The sequence below is a fragment of the Emticicia sp. BO119 genome, assembly GCF_013912375.1.
Lineage (GTDB): Bacteria > Bacteroidota > Bacteroidia > Cytophagales > Spirosomataceae > Emticicia.
Window position 1 is genome coordinate 103,498 of record NZ_JACETV010000002.1, and the last position, 17,963, is coordinate 121,460.

Below are 17,963 nucleotides of genomic sequence, written 5' to 3' on the forward strand. Positions count from 1 at the left end.
AAGCCTTAGTTATTGAGTTTAGAATAAACTGCTGTATTAAATTATGTACGTTAGCTTTTGTAAAATATTATTTGCATGTCATTCAAATTTGTTACCTTATATGGGATAGTTGTCATTCTGACTTCCTTGTTTTTTCAGTTTGTTCCCTTGCCAAAAATGCTTGCATGGGAAGAACTGCTGTTATCTAAATTATTAAATCAGGCACCTGTGTTACTATGTATGGGCTATCTGTGGGTACAGCGAAAGAGAATAAAAAACCCGGATATTTTTTATCTGGTAATGATGTTTCTTTTTCTTAATGTCTTTTCTGAAATCTATTATTATTCAGTAAATGCAGAGTCTTTATTAGCGGTTAATATTTTCAATAACAGCCTTATTTATACTGTATTATTAACGCTTCTTATTAAACAAAGGGTAAAGTTGAGAGATCAGGTAGTCAACGTCAAAAATATAAGCTATGCGACCTTTACAGGGGTACTTTTTGTGATAGGCTTTAGTTTTTCTTTACTGAAGGTTTATCAGGAATATTATGTTTCAAATAAACTCTTTTTTTTTATTGTATTGCTGGCTATGGTTATAACTACCATTAGTGTTTGTATGAGTTTTTTTGTGGACAAAGCCTTTTCAAAAAACTGGTATAAGATTATACTTGGTACAATTGCCATAGCTGTGCTTGATATTTATGTGTATCTGAGCCTGTTTGTTTTTGCTACTTATACGGCTTTTCTTTATACCATTGGCAAGCTTGTTTTTTCAATAGGTCTTTTGTTGATTGTCGATATATCGATGCGTAAATGTCTGAATAAAACCTATTTAGCTGTAGCGTATAAACGAGTATCTAAAACGCCCTGATTAATCTTTCACACATCTGAAACCAACCGTTGCATTTCGCTCAAAACCCTGAGATACCCTTAGTAAATGCTGGCGATGCGAAAGCTTTTGTGGACCACCCTGCACATACCACCAACTGGATACAGGTTTAAAATAGGAGCCGCCTTTCAGCATGATATACTTATAAGACCCATTCTGATATATATCGTTAGTTAATTGCCATACAGTTCCTGTCAGATCATTTATTTTTAAAGAACTTGCACCTGTTGGATATTGACCGATTTTATCTATCCTTCCATTACCAGTATTGGCTTTGGTAGAGTCAAAACTCATTCCCCAGGGATAATCTCTGTTATCAGGATATTGGGCAGCGTATTGCCATTCTTGTTCAGTAGGCAGGCGTTTACCCTTCCATGTACAATATTTTTGGGCATCTTCATAGCTCACATAAAAAACCGGATACTGAGCCAAAGAATCAGGCATCTTACGCCCTTTCCAATGTTTTAAGAAGTTAGCGGCATTGACAGGTTTATAAGCAGTTCTTTTCAGAAATTCGTCAAAATCTCTATTGCTTACTAAATTCTGGTCGATAGAGAAATTTTTCATTTCATATTCTGTACCATTTTGGCCATCAGGATAAAATACCCAGTCATCATCTCTGGTAATAGTAAACCTGAATTTTCCTGCCGGAACTTTGACAATATCTGTTGGATTACCGCCAGATGCTTTAGTTGGCATTGTTTTACTTACTAACCGAGGTGTACCTGTTTTTATCTCCACAATTCTTTCATCAATTAGCTGTTTATTATCGAATAATTGTATTACAAATTTACCTTCATAGGTGCCAAAATAATCCATCAATTTGATAGATAAAGGTTTTTGAATGCTGAATGACTGAAAGATTTTTTCATAACTGGGTTTACCTGCCCATATTCGGATTTCAGTACCGGAACTGGCTTCCACTTTCAATATATCTTCATAGACATTCAACTCAATTTCTAATAGTTTCGGAAATCTTGCTATGCAATCTACTTCGCCTTCATTGTTTGTACCCGACCATGATTGATTAAAAGCATCTGTTTCGGCTTCAATAAAGAATCGTTTACTATCTTTTTGTGGTATAGGACTTAATTCCTTATGATGCCATAAGTCTATATAATGAAAATCAGCACTTGAATCTACTTCATATAATGCACCTTTAAATCCTTCAGCGATCAAGCTGAAAATGGTATAGAGTTGTACATCATTTTTTGAAGTTTCCTGACTCTTCCAGGCATTTACATAGATTTTATCTTTTAAGGTTGGAATGAGGGGAGTATAGGCTTTCGTATGAAACAAGGCTGAGTTTTCTCTTAATATTCTTGAGGTTCTTCCTAAATACCGGTATTGCTCATCTAACCATTCTAAAGGTTTACCGTTTCTGAAAATATTCAGTTCGGTACCATAGCCGTTGAAGAATGCTGTGGCGAATTCTCGTTTGATGGGTTCAAGATATAATTCAGCAACTCTGAAAATAGCGAAGTCTGGTCGGATAAACTTGTTGAGGTTAAGGATAGGTGGATAATACAAGGCATTGTGTACACGGCCCGAAATAATACCAGGCATATTTTTTGGTACAGCCATTCCCTCCGAATACATCACTACGCCCTTCCGCACATGGTCAGCTGCCTCTTGCAAATCTTTGCTCGACTCTCCTTTGGTATCCAATACCACCCCATCTGCCGAAATTTCTTTTATCAGTTCAGCCATACCATCTAAATGCCCCTTACTACCCTCTTTGGCCGAAGTGCTATAACTCGTACTTTCGTCCCAGGGATTATAACAAATAAAGAATTTGGTGCCTTGCTTTCTTGAATATTCTGCTAAATTTTTGAGCTGTGGTAAGCCACCCGGTAGGTCTTTAAACAATTCCCATTGGTTGCGTTGGTCAAGTCCAAGAGTGGGCCATGTAGGCCAGATTCCTACAACATCATTTCCGCCGTAGAGTTTTTTGCCATGTTCCAAAAAAATTTTGTAGGCATTGTACCCTTCCTGTTCTTCAGATGCGGTCGATTCATTATAAAACCACTTATCCCAAGCCATAATCAGGTGCATCACGTAGGTATCCTGTATCCAATGTAAATCTTTCCTCTGGTAGAGAGTTTCATCAAATTTTTCGGTATCATATAAATAATTCTCCTGAAAAACCTTTCTCAAACCCTCTTGCCAAGTGCCCTGATAAAAATCAGTAAAGACCTCATAAATAACAGATCCTTCAGGTGCGACAATCGTTTCAAAGCGTCTACGAGTAGCATTTTCCCAGCTCTTCCGTCGGGCTATCGCACAAACTTTACTACTATTATTTAACGCAATGGTAGTAAAGCCCATTTCCCAGGCATTGTCAGGAACAATTACATTTACTGGTAATTTATCCGGCTGGAAGAGATGAGTTCTCGAAAGCCAATGGTCACCTAAGCCAGTTATATACACGTGTTTTTCTGAAATTCCAAAAGGTACTACGTTTCTAATTGTAAGGGTATCTTTCGAAATATTTTTAAAGATTATAGTAGTTTTCAACGCATTTCTGAAATAGCCGTTATCAGTAGTGCTGATACTGAACTTTGATTGCCAGTCTTTATTTAAACTTGAATAGACCTGTTTATTAATTTCGAAAGAAACCAAGGGTAATACATAAGAAGGGGTTATCTCTGAAATGTTTTTAACAACATAATCATCAATTGTTAGTTTGATATTCTGAGCTTGCAGGGTGCTTGATAAAAATATTAGAAAAATAAATTGCTTCATAATTGAGTTTTATTGCCTTAATTTAAGGCTTATTTCTTGAAACCCAGCTAAACAAATAGCAGTTTACAAAAGAAATACTTAATTATAGCTATATATGATAACCGTTAGACAAGCCGAAGAAATTATTCTGACTTACAAAATAAGACTTACAAGTGAGAAGGTAAACATTGAAGATGCTTTGGGTCGGATGTTAGCAGAAGATTTGCAGGCTGACCGAGATTTTCCGCCTTTTGACAGGGTGTCTATGGACGGTATTGCGATTGCGTATGAGCAGATAGAAAAAGGGCAAACAGAGTTCCCGATTGAACAAACCGTAGCCGCAGGCAAACCACAGGCTACTTTAGAAAATCCTAAACATTGTATAGAAATAATGACCGGGGCGATGTTGCCTGTTGGAACTGATACTGTGATTCGATATGAAGACATAAGCATTAAGAATAAAGTAGCGACGATTGAGGTTATACCAGCTAAAACTGGTCTGAATATTCATAAAAAAGGTATAGACCGTAAGCAGAATGACATCATAGTAACCAAGGGTGCGAAGATAAGTCCGGCTGAAATAGGGATAGCAGCGACTATCGGTAAAAACGAGATTTTAGTACAAAGGCAAATAAAAGCCATTGTGATTTCTACTGGAGAAGAGATTGTGCCAATTACTTCAACCCCTTTGCTACATCAGATACGCACCTCTAATAGTTATGCTTTACAAGCGTGTTTAAAAAACTGGGGTATAACTGCTGATACTGTGTTACTACCCGATAGTCAGGAAATAATTGAGCAGAAGATAAGCGAATATCTGGAGACCTATGATGTGTTGATTTTAAGTGGAGGAGTATCTGCCGGGAAATTTGACTTTGTACCAAAGGCTTTAGAGAGTCAGGGTGTTCGTAAGCTATTTCATAAGGTTTCTCAAAGACCAGGTAAACCATTCTGGTTTGGAGTAAAGGAGCAAAAGGTGGTATTTGCTTTGCCTGGGAATCCTGTTTCAACTTTTATGTGTTTGCATCGGTATTTCAAACTTTGGCTTGATGCTTCGCAAGGACTTAATACCACACGCATCAGTGCTGAATTGGGCAAGGATTTTGTAGTCAAGTTTGAATTAACGTTCTTTTTACAGGTAAAATTAGAAAAAACCGAGACAGGAACCTGGAAAGCTATACCCATCGAGGGGAATGGTTCAGGTGATCTGGCAAGTTTGGTAGAGACAGATGCTTTTATAGAATTACCCATGGAGAAAGAGCGTTTCAAAATAGGAGAAAAATATGATGTCTGGTTGTATAGATAAGTTATAAGCAATAACTGCTTGTTACCAAAGCTGATAAAAATTAGCTATAAAAACTGAAACTTTTATAGGGGTGTCAAAGTTTAATATTGAAAGGCAAGATCAATTAGTATAGACAATAAAAATTATTATACTATACATTGAGTTATTACGTTTACTAGCTTAAATTGCTATAAACAGGCAGTAATCTTTCTTTTTTTAGCATTTTTCAATAATTTTGAACAAAAATCTGTGGGAAAGTGAAAAATCTAAGAGAAACTATAACAAGAGTACCGATTGTACCACCAAAAACGAATCGAGAAGAACGCAAGGAGTTATTGCAGGAGTCTATAGATAAGTATTTAGGAGCTATTGAAACCCAGATAGGAGACTTGAAAAAGGCAGGTAAAAATGCACTGGTAATCGGAGGGATTATTGTTGCAGTATATGCAATAACAGAATTGCTTTTGCCTGAGGGGGATGAAGAAACAATAGCAAATGAGCCTTTGCTACTTAAAGAACCTGAACCTGTAAAAGAAAAAGAAGGAGATTCTTTATTATGGGGTGCTCTGAAAGGTGCCGCTACTTCAGTGCTGTTGGCTGTTGCAAAAGAAAAATTGTTAGAATTGATTGACCACCTCACAACGAAAGATGCCGAAGCAACTTCTTGATAAAATATTACAAAACAAACAGCAAAAGAAAAAAGCTTTAGCTGTTTTACTCGACCCTGATAAAGTTGAGACCACCGCTTTTAAACATTTCTTATACAACTGCGTCGAAAATCGGGTAGATTTCTTTTTTGTAGGTGGAAGCCTGATTACCAATAATATTATGGCCGGAATGATTGAAATCATTAAAAGCCAGTCCAATATTCCTGTTATCATTTTTCCTGGTAATGGTCTGCATATTGAACCCTCGGCCGATGGCATATTATTGCTTTCATTGATTTCCGGACGTAACCCTGATTATCTCATCGGACAACACGTCATTGCAGCTCCTATCCTTAAACAAAGTGGTTTGGAAATCTTATCAACAGGTTATATTCTGATAGATAGCGGACGGCAGACTACTGTTTCTTATATCAGCAATACGACACCTATTCCTCACGATAAACCTGATATTGCCGCTTGCACAGCCATAGCAGGAGAATTATTAGGCTTAAAACTGATATATCTTGATGGGGGTAGCGGAGCTATGTACCCGGTAGCACCTAAGATGATTCGTCGGGTAAGAGAAAATATTGATGCGCCGCTTATTGTGGGCGGGGGTATTAATTCTGCCGAAAAAGCACACGATGCCTTAGAAGCAGGGGCTGATATTATTGTTATCGGCAATGCTTTCGAGAAAAATCCTACTTTGCTTCCTGAAATAGCAGAAGTACTTCAATCTTTTAATTTAACAACTGTTTAGTGAAAATCAATCAGGTTTATCTTGGACTTGGGTCAAACCTTGGCGATAGGCAGGAAAACTTAGAACTTGCTTGCACACGTATCTTCAAGACTATCGGGGCCACTGTGGCACAATCGAGTATCTATGAGACTGCCGCATGGGGGCTGAAAGAGCAGAACGATTTTCTGAATCAGGTTATTTGCATTAATACCGAATATGAAGCAGTGGAAGTATTGACAAAGGTATTGGCAGTTGAGCAGTCGATGGGTAGAATACGTGAAGTAAAATGGGGAGCAAGGACAATAGATATTGACATTTTATACTTTAATGATGAAATTATTAATCTGGCTCATCTCACCATTCCTCACCCTTTTATTCAGGAACGTCGGTTTGTATTAACACCTCTGGCAGAAGTTGCTCCTGACTTTGTACACCCGCAATTGCAACAAACTAATGCTACCTTACTGGCTAATTGTGCTGATACAAGCGAGGTGATAAAAAACAATAGCTACGACAATCTGCCGTAGCCAGTTTTTAAAAATTATATTTATTAATTAATTTTCCATTCTCCGTCTTTGTAGAAATCCAGTATTTTTTGTTGCAATAAAACCTCATATTTGGCTTGCACCAGATTACTTCTGGCACGATCAAAATTGGTTTTAGCTAATACATATTCTACAGAGTTAACGGTACCTGCACTGATTTTGCTTTCTACTGCTTTGATATTATCCTGATTGATATTTACCTGGTCTGTAGCCACCTTGTATCTTTCAGAGGCAGCATCAAACGATTGGAATGATTGCTCAATGGCCTGGCGTAACTGAAGTTTTGCTAAGTTAAGATTATTTTCAGTCAGTTGTCTCTGTACTTTCACAGCTGCAATACGTGGTCTGTTTTGTAAACCTCCTAAAATCGGAATATTAAAGTTTAAGGACAATGAACCATTACGAGTACCATTGATCTGTTGCACATAATTTTCGTTTTTGTTTGAAGTAGAGTAAAAGGCTCCATAACTGGCCGATAACGAAATGTTTGGCATCACATTGGCTCTGGTTGCTCTTAATAGATTCTCGAAACTTCTTAATTGTAATTCAGCTCTTTTAACAGATGGGAAATTGGCAAGAGACTGGTCATATAATTGATTGACGAAATTATCATCTACTTTATAAATATTTACCTCGTCGGCAAGAGGTTCAAAAACAATATTATTGCTTGGTGTCAGATTCATTAACTGAAACAACAGCAAACGGTTGGTTTTAAGAGAGTTTTTCGTAGTGACAAACGAAAACTCATCATTAGCCAGTTGAGATCTTACCAAGAAATACTCTGCCTGACCCACAATCCCTGCGCTTACCATCTTGTTTATTCTATCCAATTGCGCTTTTGATGTTTCAACCTGTTGGAGTGCCACTTCAACTAATTCCTGAGATGCCAATACCTGTAAATAGGCTTGCAGCAGGTTTATAGTAATCAGATTGCGGCTTGCTTCGATACCTTTTGCCCCGGCTTCTTTTAACAGAATATTTTGTTGAATCTGGTTTTTAATCTGAAAACCATTGAATAAAGTAACGCTGGCATCAATTCCGAAACCATTGGTACTATACAATTCTTCAATATAAGAGTTGGTAAAACGGTCGATACTTCTACCGATACGTAAATCCTGGCCGACACCAAAGCCTATTCTTGGATATTGTAAGGATTTGACTCTCACCAATTCTGCATTGGCTACCTCGGCTTGTATCTGGCTTTCACGATAAGTTAAATTGTTTTTAATGGCTACATCAAGACACTCTTTCAGGGTCATTCTATTTTGTGCAAATGCACCTGAAAGACTCAATGTAAACGAAAAAAACAGTAAGTATTTGATTAAATTCTTCATTGTATTGCTTAAATCACTAATTTCAAAAATCTTATGTTAATCTACCCAGCCGTCTTTCAGTCGGATAATTCTATTGCCAAAAGCGGCGTTTTCTTCTGAGTGTGTTACCTGTACGATAGTTACCCCATCTTTCTCATTTAATTCTTTAAATAGTTCCATAATTTGTCTGGCTTGCTCGGAGTGTAAGTTTCCGGTAGGTTCATCGGCAAAGATAATTTTTGGCTCTGCTACAATGGCTCTGGCGATACCTACTAATTGTTGTTGCCCACCCGAAAGCTGTGTTGGGAAAAGGTCTTTTTTCGCTACCATGTTGAATCTGTCCAATACGTCGGCAACACGGCTTTTGCGTTCAGAACTCGACTGCCCTTTATACAAAAGCGGTGTTTCTATGTTCTCATAAACAGTCAGTTCATCTATCAAATGGTAAGCCTGAAATACAAAGCCAATACTGGTTCTATGTAATTCAGTACGTTTTTTCTCTGAAAGTTTTTGTACGGGTACATCTTCAAATAAATATTCTCCTTCTGATGCTTCTTCTAACAAACCTAAGATATGTAATAAGGTGGATTTGCCAGAACCTGATGGCCCCATGATTGATACAAACTCACCCTGATTGATAGTAAGATTGACGTTTCTTAATACATAAATTTTTCCGAAGCCTGCAGGATAGTATTTAGATATGTTTTTTAATTGAATCATTTTGATTGAATTGATTAGTTCTATGCGTTAAGATAGTATTTCTTGGCCGATTTCCAGATTTAAAAGATATATATCTAAATGCCAAAGTTTATGCCATTAAATTTAATTGCCTGAAAATCAGTTGTTTATATTGATATTGTAAAATAAAAATGTCCGAAAACGGACAAGATTTGTACGCCTTCGGACAAGGGGTAGGGTTATAAAAAAGGTGTTATCGGTTCATGTATTTTTTGCCATTTGAGTACTTCATATCAATTCCACCTTTGAATTTTGTATTGTCAAAATTACCTGAATCCTTAAATTCAGTATATTTGAAATCAGCGTGATTATTAAAGGTTGAACTCTTGAAAGTTACACGTTCGTTGAAGTTGGCATATTTGAAATCAGCATTTTCTCTGAAATTCACACTATAGAAATCAGCGTCGTATTTAAATTTTGAATACTTGAAGTTGGCATATTCGCCGAAAGTACAATTGGCAAAGTTTGATTCTCTTTTGAAGTCAGCGTATTTGAAATTCGCTTCTTTGCCAAACTTTGTACCGGCAAAAGATGCCTTTTCTGCAAAATCAGAATATTTGAATTCACTCAGGCCTTCGAAAGTGCAATTTTCAAAAATCACGCTCTTCTCGAAATCAGTGGTATATGTTTCACCATCACCCATACTTATACTCCAATTTCTGCCGCCTCTTTTATCTTCATTGTTTTTATATGCGATGAAATCATCTTTGAAAGTACAGTTTTTGAAAGAAACCGGTACTTCTACAGTGCTTTTAAATTCTTCGTAATCTCTGTTCTTTTTCACGCGTTGTTTATTAGAAAGTTCAGTCAGGTCTAATTTACCTGTGATGGTTACTCCGTCATAGTTAACCGACTGGCCTTTATCTATGGCATCAAAAATAGTCTTAGCTGAAACTTCTTTTTGTGCCGATACTGTGCTGATAATACCTGCACAGAAAAAGAAAATAAGTAGTTTTTTCATGTTTATATTATTTGTGAGGCGAGCTGGAAGCTCGCCGTTGTGATTCGATTCTTATACTAACAGGGGAAAAATGTAATATGGCGAACGGGAAGTTAGTGCTACAATTTTATTCATTAATGTGAATACCACCGGAGTTAGCATCCATTGTTACCGGAATCCCGCCACCGTTTACCGAACCTTTTACACGGTCTTTTTCAATTCTTCCACTAAAGTTTTTGATTTCAGGTACACGCACACGGTTGGCATCTAAATCAAGGTCTAAGCCTTTGTCCATAGGCATTCTTACATTAATGCTACCTGCACTGGTTGATAAAGAAAGATATTTGCCAAATGATTTAATATCGGCATCAATACCACCACCGCTTGTTGACGCTTTTACACTGGCTCTGATGTCGTCTAAGTGAATAGAGCCTCCCGAAGTTGAAGTAATCAATTCACCGCTGATTTCTTCTGCTCTTACACCGCCGCCACTGGTTGTAGCTTTAATGGTACCATTAAGCCCTTTTAAGCGCAAACCACCGCCAGAAGTGCTTAGTCTGATATCACCTTTGCAGTTATCAGCGCCAATGCCACCACCGCTGGTAGATACATCAATTACATCACGGCAGCCTGTCAGGTCAATTCCACCTCCAGAGGTTCTTCCTTTAATATTGCCACCTAAGTTAGCTAATTTTAAACCACCGCCGCTGGTAGTAAATTCTAAATTTCCGGTTAAGTTTTTGAGATTAATTCCACCACCGCTGGTTTGTAAGTCTGTAGAGACCTTCTCAGGTGAATAAATTTTGAAAGTAATATTCAATGATTTTTTCCAGTCGTTCCAGCCACTTTCACGTTTTCTTTTAGCCAGGCAATAGACGGTTCCTCCTTCTTTTTTTACACTTAATTCATACTCTTCCAAACGCTCTTCTATTTCGGCTTTGCTTAATGAATTTCCGTTCCAGTTATTGGGTCTGATATACACCTCAACACGGGTTTCATTACCCGGCTGACCTGTTACGGTAATGCCGCCACCTGAGGTGCGCACATTCAGGTTTTGTACTTCAGATGACTGATAAGTTTTTACTAAATAGGGAGTTTCTTTGTCCTGAGCCAAAGAAATAGTAACGGTTGATAGTCCGACAATAAATAATGAGAGTAGCTTTTTCATAAATTAAGTATAGTTTGAAATCGATAATTTTGATACAGTTGTAAATAAGATGCAAAAAAACTTTTGTGCGTTGCATAAATAAGACAATTATTTTTCAGGTTACCCTCACTTTGCAGACAAAGTTTTTCAAATCAGAAAATCTTTTCCCAATAATCAGGAAAGGGATAATCATAAAGTTAATAGATTCACTGTGGTCTGGTAAAAAGGTTCCCACCATATTGGCAACCTTTTCTGATGCTTATTGATTGCCTGTACCTGGAATCATCTGTGTCTTTATTCAAAAAGGTTCCCACCATATTGGTAACCTTTTCTGATGCTTATTGATTGGCTGCACCTTGAATCATCTGTGTCTTTATTGAAAAAGGTTACCACCATATTGGTAACCTTTTCTCATTCAACTTCAGGTCTCATGGACTATCTCTGATAAACTGTAATTACAGGCCTGCTCATTATAGAAAAAGAACATAAACCAGTTATGCCTGTGCGACCTGTCTTGTATTTGCAGTTTTTTTCTCTTCGTCCATGATAATAATTGTTGGCAAGACTGAACGTTCCTTAAATTTCTGATTTAAGTATGTGTTTTCAAAGTATTCAGGGAGGTTTTTGTTGTAATTGAACTGTTGGGTTATTCTCTGTTCGGCATACTCCCTGTTATACCTTTTTAGTTTAATCTTTGATTTCTTTTTATCTGTACTATCAATGCTTTGTTGGGTGGATTTATCAGATTTTAACAGGGGTGTAGCTGTGAATAGAGGATTAGACGGTTTATTATTTCATTGATTTGTTCAGGTGGTTCATTGCTATTTAAAAATTTAAGTGTCCGGGCTTTCATCATTTGGGGCAGTCTTAACCAAACAATACATTTTTAAAAGGGAAAGAATGATCCTGAACCACTTCATTTGTTTATGGCATTGAGTTGCTTTTTCTGCATAAGAAAACCGATAACAACAAGCCAGATTAACCATAAGGTGCTACCAATGAAACCTGCTAAATCCCATACCGGAAAATCAGGCATGACAGTAGCAAATAATTCTGCCTGTGCCGTCAGGTAGATACCTGATGAGATATAACCTAACCAGATAATCCATCGAGGGAATAGTTTTAGTCTGGCAAAGGCTGCCGTCATCATGATCGTCCAGATGATTGTAAATAATTGTCCTAAATGCTCGCCTAAAATAACACCTCCATATTGGTGAATTACCTGAAAAACAATTTTGCTTGTTTCTTTTACGGCCTTATTGCCATGTACATAATTATTGGCTAAGACTGGTACAACGAATGTCCAGCGTAGTAATCCAATCATTTGTACTATCAGACCAACAACGCCAATAGTAGTAGCCCAGCGAACAAAAGAAAATTGTTTTTCAAGCTTTTGCCCAAGCATGACGTAAGCAGGTAAAAAAGGTAGACCGATGATAGCGAAAGTGAACCATACCCAGATAAGTGTTGAGCCTCCCTCATAAAACTTTATAAGTACGATACCCATATCCTGACGGAGAATAGCAGGGTAATCGAATATGATGCCTAAGATGGTATAAGGAATAAATAATAAGATACCTCCTGCAATGAGTAGTCGGCCAATGATTTTTGTAGTATTGAAATTTTCCATGATGCCTGTGTTTTTTATTCTGAATCATTTTGATGATGCAAAATTGGCAGAATGCAAAAGGAGAATACCGGACAAATGTCTAAATCGGAGATAGGGGTGAAATATTTATGGCGCGGACGGGAGTTCACGCCACAAATATTTTAATGCGAAGTCAATGTCTTTGTTCCAACTCCTTCAACCTGTTTTTAGGCTCTTCATTATTTGGATTGGCAATTACTGCTTTTTTATAGTATTCAATCGCTTCCTCTTTACGCTTCAATATTTCGTAGGTTTTAGCAAGGCTGATCAGTACTAAATCGCGTTGCGGAAATTCTTTTGCATTATTCTCAAAAATCAGAAGGGCGTCATTATACCTTTGAGAAGCAAATAGCTGATTGCCTAATTGATCCATCGCCAACCAGTCTATATAATAATTAGTGGTATCTTTCTTATATACCTGGTAGGCTTCTACTGCCTTTGCGGTTCCTTTGGTAGCAATATCAGTCTCCATGGCTTTATGGGCAGGTTGTTTCAGTTGAACAGATTTATTGTGCAACACCCGCAACAGGCTTTGAGCGATACCAAAAAAATGGGTTGGAGAACTATTGCATAAAAATACAACCAGACTATTGGTAGAAGGTATCCGAATAAGGAATGAGAGAAAACCTTCGGTCATACCCAAATGATAATTGGCAAATACACTGTCTTTGGGAGTATATCTGAATTGCTGATTAAACCACCCGAAACCGTATTGCCAGGGGCGTAAACCCGGTGTAAACATCTCGTTTGTGAGTTGCTGGTTAATCAGGGTATTGTTACTGATGGCTGTATGAAATTTGAAGAGGTCTTCGACGGTTGAGTAAATATCACCTGTTCCCATCGTATTTGACTGGTCTCTGAAATCGTTGCTTGTATAGCCGCCGATAATATAATCGTATCCTGTGGCTCGTTTGGGTACAATCTGAGTATGGTAATATGAACCAGAACTATTCATTTGAAGTTTATCAAAAATATCTTCTTTCATCAACCGGGCATAGCTTTTACCTGTAACCTTTTCCATAATATAGCCTAAAGTATAATACCCCCAACTACTGTAGTAATAACTCTTACCCGGCTCAAAAACAAGCGTAGAGTCCATGTATAATTTGATATAGTCTTCTCTGGTATAATATTGCCGGCTGATTCTCGGGAAGAAATCTTTGATAATATCGTAGTTAGGTATGCCTGAAGAATGGCTCAACAATTGGCGGATAGTAATCCGGCTACCGTTTTTCTTTGAATATTCCGGCAGGTAATCTGAGATAGTTTTGTCAAGGCTAATCAAGCCTTTTTGTACCTGTATCAGCATTAACATAGCTGTTAAAGGTTTGGATACTGAGCCAATCATAAATTTTGTATCAGTAGTATTCGGAATGTCCCATTCACGATTAGCCATACCGAAAGCATCTTTATAAATTACCTTTCCGTTTTCGGCTACCAATACACTACCATCAAACATATTAAACTGATGATACTTCTTCATGACCTCTTCAAGTTTTTCGACTTTGCTCTGCGCTATAGTAGAAGCAATAGTAGATGCAAGCAATATTGTCAGAAACAAACGTCTGTTCATACAGTTTTGGTTTTAGCGAAGAAAAGTAAGATAGTAACAGCAGACTATTACAAATTTATAAAATTAATGGCAGATGAATAACAAGGAAGCTATTAATCTCTTATCTCTTTAATCATTATAACTGTATCTGCATAATCAGCTATAAAATGTGGCAGAAGAATAGAGGTCTCTGCAAAACCAGCTTTCTGATAGGCTTTTACTGCACCGATATTTTGTCGGGCAGGAGCAATGATGAATTTTTTGCAGGCTAATTCGTTGTGAAGATAATGGCATAATGTTTTTAAGGCATCAGTACCATATCCTTTATTAGTATATCGACTATCAGCCAGCCATATATCTAATTCTGTAAATCGGAGTCGTTCTTCTGCATAAATTTTGTTATAATTTATCTGCCCGATTGGTGTAGCGTTTAGTTGAATAATAAAACAACGACCTGATTCGGGTTGAGAGCCATCAAAAAAATATTCGTAATAATCATCAATAAACTCTTCCCAGGTTGGCACCGGGTTTTCAGGAAAATGAGGTGGACCAAGCATAGACGAAGTCAAATCAGAATGTGCCAGCCATTCAAAAACCTGTCGGCGGTCTTGCATAGTTGCTGGTCGGAGGGTGATTAGTTTTCCTTTCAGATATGATTCATTCATTTTTCATTATAAATTCAACCAAACTTAATGATTTAACTAGTGAGTCTATATTTAAAATAAAATATGGACTCACTTATACTTAACTTAGGAAGGCATAATTATTTTAGCTTTTACTCCCACTTCATCGAGTAAATACAAAAGCCCTCTTCCATCAATTAATTCAATAGGTTTATCTTTTGAAAATTCAAAGGCGTCAGTTCCATATGAACTTGTAGACACCAATATTCCCTTACTTGCACCCTCATTTATCATAGTCCCATATAAATCTCTTACAGCTGAAACTCCGACGGTATTTTTGTATCTTTTAGCTTGTATAACCAATTTACCACCTAAAACGGGTCTAGTATCAAATGCAATAGCATCTACACCTCCGTCTTTTGTAGTTCTTGTTTGTTTTGTTTCAAGCCCCATCTTTCCAAATAAATTACTTACTAGATTTTCAAATTCAAAAGGATTTAAATCCATCAAATTTGGGCGAGTATCTAAAAGAGAAATAGCATTTTCTTCTTCAACAAATCTTTTATCAATCATTGAAAACTCTCGAATTGGCTTTACAGGTACAAACTCAGATGGAGAAGATGAGACATTTGCAGATAAGCCTTTTATACACTTAATAGGGTCTATTTTATCTAATTTTATTTCTAAAAATTTTTCTTTAGAAGTAGTAAGACTTAAAATGGTAGGAAATTCAGTTTTTCCGTTACTTGGATTAAGGTGTTCTACAAAACCATTAAAACTTATTATCAAAATTTTATTTGCCTGATCTGATTCTGCAATCTCATGAATTGTCCTTAATGCTAAACTTGCTATTAGCATAGAGTAGGCTTGACTAATTTCAGAAGGTTTTCTTTTCTTAATTATTAAGTCATCCTTTGTTTTCGAGTATTTAAAATCTAATTCTTCTGGAATGATTGTTAATGTAGGAAGTTTGAATTCTACCAGTATTTCTTTAGAATCTTTTGAATAGCCTATTTTGATTTCTCTTTCCCAATCTTCCAAATAATTTGAATTTTCTAGTACAATACTTGCGTAAGAAATCACAGCATCCTCATCTCCTTCAAAATATAATTTCTGGAAATCATTTATTTCTTCACACTTTTCGTGATAATCCTTTTTATATTGCTCTACCGTTGAATTAAATTCTTCTTTTTCAATAGCTATATCTATTGTTAATTGTCTTTTTAAGTCTTCAATTTGAGTTACACTTAAGTTCCAATTGCTATAATCTTCTGTATATTTTTCCTTTGCTTTTTCTATTTTAACTTCCCATTTTTTCTTAATGAAACCAATATACCTTCCCAAGAAAGGCATTTTTCCAGCTTTTTCAATATACGTATTTTCAACAGGCATTTCTGTTGCTAAAGGAATAAGATTATCAGATAATTTCGACTTGAATCTTGGTGGTTTATATTTAGGTTTTAAATTATCAAAAACAACTGTATCATCAATTTCAAGAGTTTCTTTAATAATTCCACTTGTTAAATAGTTAAATAAATTGTTAGATTTTTCGGTCGCCTCTTCTGCTTCATCCACCATGTCTTTGATATACTGTTCTCTTCTCTGTTTTTCAAGTTGTTTTTCATATTTTAAATTTTCTTTTTCGTATCTTATTGATTCTCTCAGTTGTTGTTTTTGATATCTTTCATTTGCTCTAATTTGTCTTTTTCTCTCTGCTGCTGCTTGTCTTGATGCTCTAGCACCTGCTCGAGCTGCTGCCATTACTAAACTACTGAAACTTTTAGCCATAATATAAGTTGTTTTAAGTTAATGTCTAGAGTTATTGATAGTAGATAAATATCATACATAATTATCTTATTAAAACTTAATAAGTGCGTAGATATATGGATTAGAAATACGGGAGTTGAATCTGCTTTTAAGAATACTAATCGAAAGAAATAGTCACAGGGATTTAAAGGCAGTTCGACTTATGGAATAAATCACGAATTATAATAGCAATGCTAAAAAATAAAAATGAAAAAACAAAGTGTAAATAACGAAATAAGCCATAAAAGCAATGTGTTCTATAACTAAAACAAGAAACATAGAACAAAAAAAACAGAGCTACTTAAATAGCTCTGTTTCGTTCATTAAATCATTTCTGATTACTTATTAGCACTTAATAAATCATAGAATTGATTCAGTTTTGGCATTAAGATGATACGTGTACGACGATTGGCGGAACGCCCTTCGGCTGTATCATTGCTTGTTAGAATATTATATTCTCCACGACCGGCAGCAATCAATTTGTTAGGGTCTACCTTAAACTGGCCTTGTAATGCACGAACTACCGAAGTGGCACGTTTCACACTTAAATCCCAGTTATCTGAAATACATTCGTTTTTGATAGACACGTTATCGGTATAACCTTCAACCATTACTTCAAGCTCTGGTCTCGACTGGATAATCTGTGCAATTTTACCTAAAACCTCGTTGGCTCTTGGAGAAATTCTGAAGCTACCACTGCTGAATAACATTTTGTCGGATATATTAATCATTACCACAGTTTTATCGACTTTTACTTCAATGTCTTTGTCGTCGATACCGTCTTTCAATACACGTGTAAGATTAACGGCCAAAGCTAAATTAATAGAGTCGGCTTTGGTTCTTGCGGCATGTAAACGGTTGATATACTGGTCTTTTTGTGCCAATTGCGACAATGTATTATCAATATTGTCGTTGGCAGCTTTAGATAATACTGTCAGGTCTCCTACTTGTTCTAACTGACGGTCACGTACTTTTTTCAAATCACCTAACTGGTCTCTCAGATCACTCAACTGCTGGTCACGTTGCTGAATAGTAGTTTGTGCTGTTGAGATCTGTGCATCTGATGATCTTTGCAAATTGGCCAGACGGTCTTTGTAATCTTGTACTTCATCGCCGCACTTTACTAAGTTTGCCTGTACACGTTCGTGTTCAGTCTGAAGTGCTACATACTTCTTTTTTGCGACACAGGAAGCCAATGAAGTAACTGCAAAAAAGATAATTAGAGGTTTAACAAAAACTTTCATGAGATTGTGTGTTTTATTTAGTATGACATAAGTTGTGGCCGGAAAATTTGCGTTTGTTTTTCTCAATGCCAGTTTATTTATGTGTTACAAGACAAAAAAAGTATGCCATAAAGCAAGTAATTCAAGTCTGATAGTATTAAAA

Annotated in this window: 15 protein-coding genes; 5 read left to right on the forward strand and 10 right to left on the reverse strand. The window is 36.5% G+C overall.

The features are described 5' to 3' along the window. Positions 1–75 precede the first annotated feature (75 nt). Complete coding sequence (locus tag H1R81_RS07485; protein ID WP_181840088.1) at positions 76–852, forward strand: hypothetical protein; 777 nt, start codon at positions 76–78, stop codon at positions 850–852. On the opposite strand, the gene H1R81_RS07490 is transcribed toward H1R81_RS07485, so the two are convergent. Further along, the gene (locus tag H1R81_RS07490) at positions 853–3,615 is read right to left on the reverse strand and encodes a formylglycine-generating enzyme family protein (RefSeq protein WP_181840089.1); all 2,763 of its coding nucleotides are present in this window, start codon (positions 3,613–3,615) and stop codon (positions 853–855) included. It abuts the gene before it with no gap. 94 nt (positions 3,616–3,709) lie between these two features. On the opposite strand from H1R81_RS07490, the gene H1R81_RS07495 reads away from it, so the two are divergent. From H1R81_RS07495 to folK, 4 genes are all read left to right on the forward strand, one after another. Further along, entirely contained in the window at positions 3,710–4,900 is a 1,191-nt protein-coding gene (locus H1R81_RS07495) for a molybdopterin molybdotransferase MoeA (protein ID WP_181840090.1), read from the forward strand. 236 nt (positions 4,901–5,136) lie between these two features. Continuing rightward, positions 5,137–5,547 carry a hypothetical protein gene (locus tag H1R81_RS07500; protein ID WP_181840091.1) on the forward strand — a complete coding sequence of 137 codons (411 nt, stop codon included), beginning with the start codon at positions 5,137–5,139 and terminating at the stop codon, positions 5,545–5,547. After that, positions 5,528–6,286 (forward strand): geranylgeranylglyceryl/heptaprenylglyceryl phosphate synthase, encoded by a 759-nt coding sequence (locus H1R81_RS07505; RefSeq protein WP_181840092.1) that lies wholly within the window; start codon positions 5,528–5,530, stop codon positions 6,284–6,286. Before H1R81_RS07500 ends, H1R81_RS07505 begins: the two co-directional genes overlap by 20 nt. After that, complete coding sequence (folK, locus tag H1R81_RS07510) at positions 6,286–6,792, forward strand: 2-amino-4-hydroxy-6-hydroxymethyldihydropteridine diphosphokinase (RefSeq protein ID WP_310588057.1); 507 nt, start codon at positions 6,286–6,288, stop codon at positions 6,790–6,792. Before H1R81_RS07505 ends, folK begins: the two co-directional genes overlap by 1 nt. Positions 6,793–6,815: 23 nt before the next feature. Here folK and H1R81_RS07515 read toward each other — a convergent pair whose 3' ends face one another. The 9 genes from H1R81_RS07515 to H1R81_RS07555 form a co-directional block, all read right to left on the reverse strand. Then, positions 6,816–8,144, reverse strand: coding sequence for a TolC family protein (locus H1R81_RS07515; protein ID WP_181840093.1), 1,329 nt, complete (start codon positions 8,142–8,144; stop codon positions 6,816–6,818). 36 nt (positions 8,145–8,180) lie between these two features. Further along, positions 8,181–8,843, reverse strand: coding sequence for an ABC transporter ATP-binding protein (locus H1R81_RS07520; protein WP_181840094.1), 663 nt, complete (start codon positions 8,841–8,843; stop codon positions 8,181–8,183). 211 nt (positions 8,844–9,054) lie between these two features. Continuing rightward, positions 9,055–9,822 carry a pentapeptide repeat-containing protein gene (locus H1R81_RS07525; protein WP_181840095.1) on the reverse strand — a complete coding sequence of 256 codons (768 nt, stop codon included), beginning with the start codon at positions 9,820–9,822 and terminating at the stop codon, positions 9,055–9,057. 106 nt (positions 9,823–9,928) lie between these two features. Next, positions 9,929–10,969: a DUF4097 family beta strand repeat-containing protein gene (locus H1R81_RS07530; protein WP_181840096.1), complete on the reverse strand. Its 1,041-nt coding sequence runs from the start codon at positions 10,967–10,969 to the stop codon at positions 9,929–9,931. A gap of 895 nt (positions 10,970–11,864) precedes the next feature. Then, a complete protein-coding gene (locus H1R81_RS07535) occupies positions 11,865–12,578 on the reverse strand; it encodes a DUF4386 domain-containing protein (protein ID WP_181840097.1) in 714 nt (237 codons plus the stop codon). A gap of 151 nt (positions 12,579–12,729) precedes the next feature. Beyond that, positions 12,730–14,169: a serine hydrolase gene (locus H1R81_RS07540; RefSeq protein WP_181840098.1), complete on the reverse strand. Its 1,440-nt coding sequence runs from the start codon at positions 14,167–14,169 to the stop codon at positions 12,730–12,732. A 92-nt stretch (positions 14,170–14,261) separates the two neighbouring features. Continuing rightward, on the reverse strand, positions 14,262–14,813 hold the full coding sequence (locus H1R81_RS07545; RefSeq protein WP_181840099.1) for a GNAT family N-acetyltransferase: 552 nt from the start codon (positions 14,811–14,813) through the stop codon (positions 14,262–14,264). Positions 14,814–14,897: 84 nt separating this feature from the next. Continuing rightward, positions 14,898–16,559 (reverse strand): restriction endonuclease, encoded by a 1,662-nt coding sequence (locus tag H1R81_RS07550; RefSeq protein ID WP_181840100.1) that lies wholly within the window; start codon positions 16,557–16,559, stop codon positions 14,898–14,900. A gap of 356 nt (positions 16,560–16,915) precedes the next feature. Continuing rightward, positions 16,916–17,821, reverse strand: coding sequence for an OmpA family protein (locus tag H1R81_RS07555; RefSeq protein ID WP_181840101.1), 906 nt, complete (start codon positions 17,819–17,821; stop codon positions 16,916–16,918). Positions 17,822–17,963 lie beyond the last annotated feature (142 nt).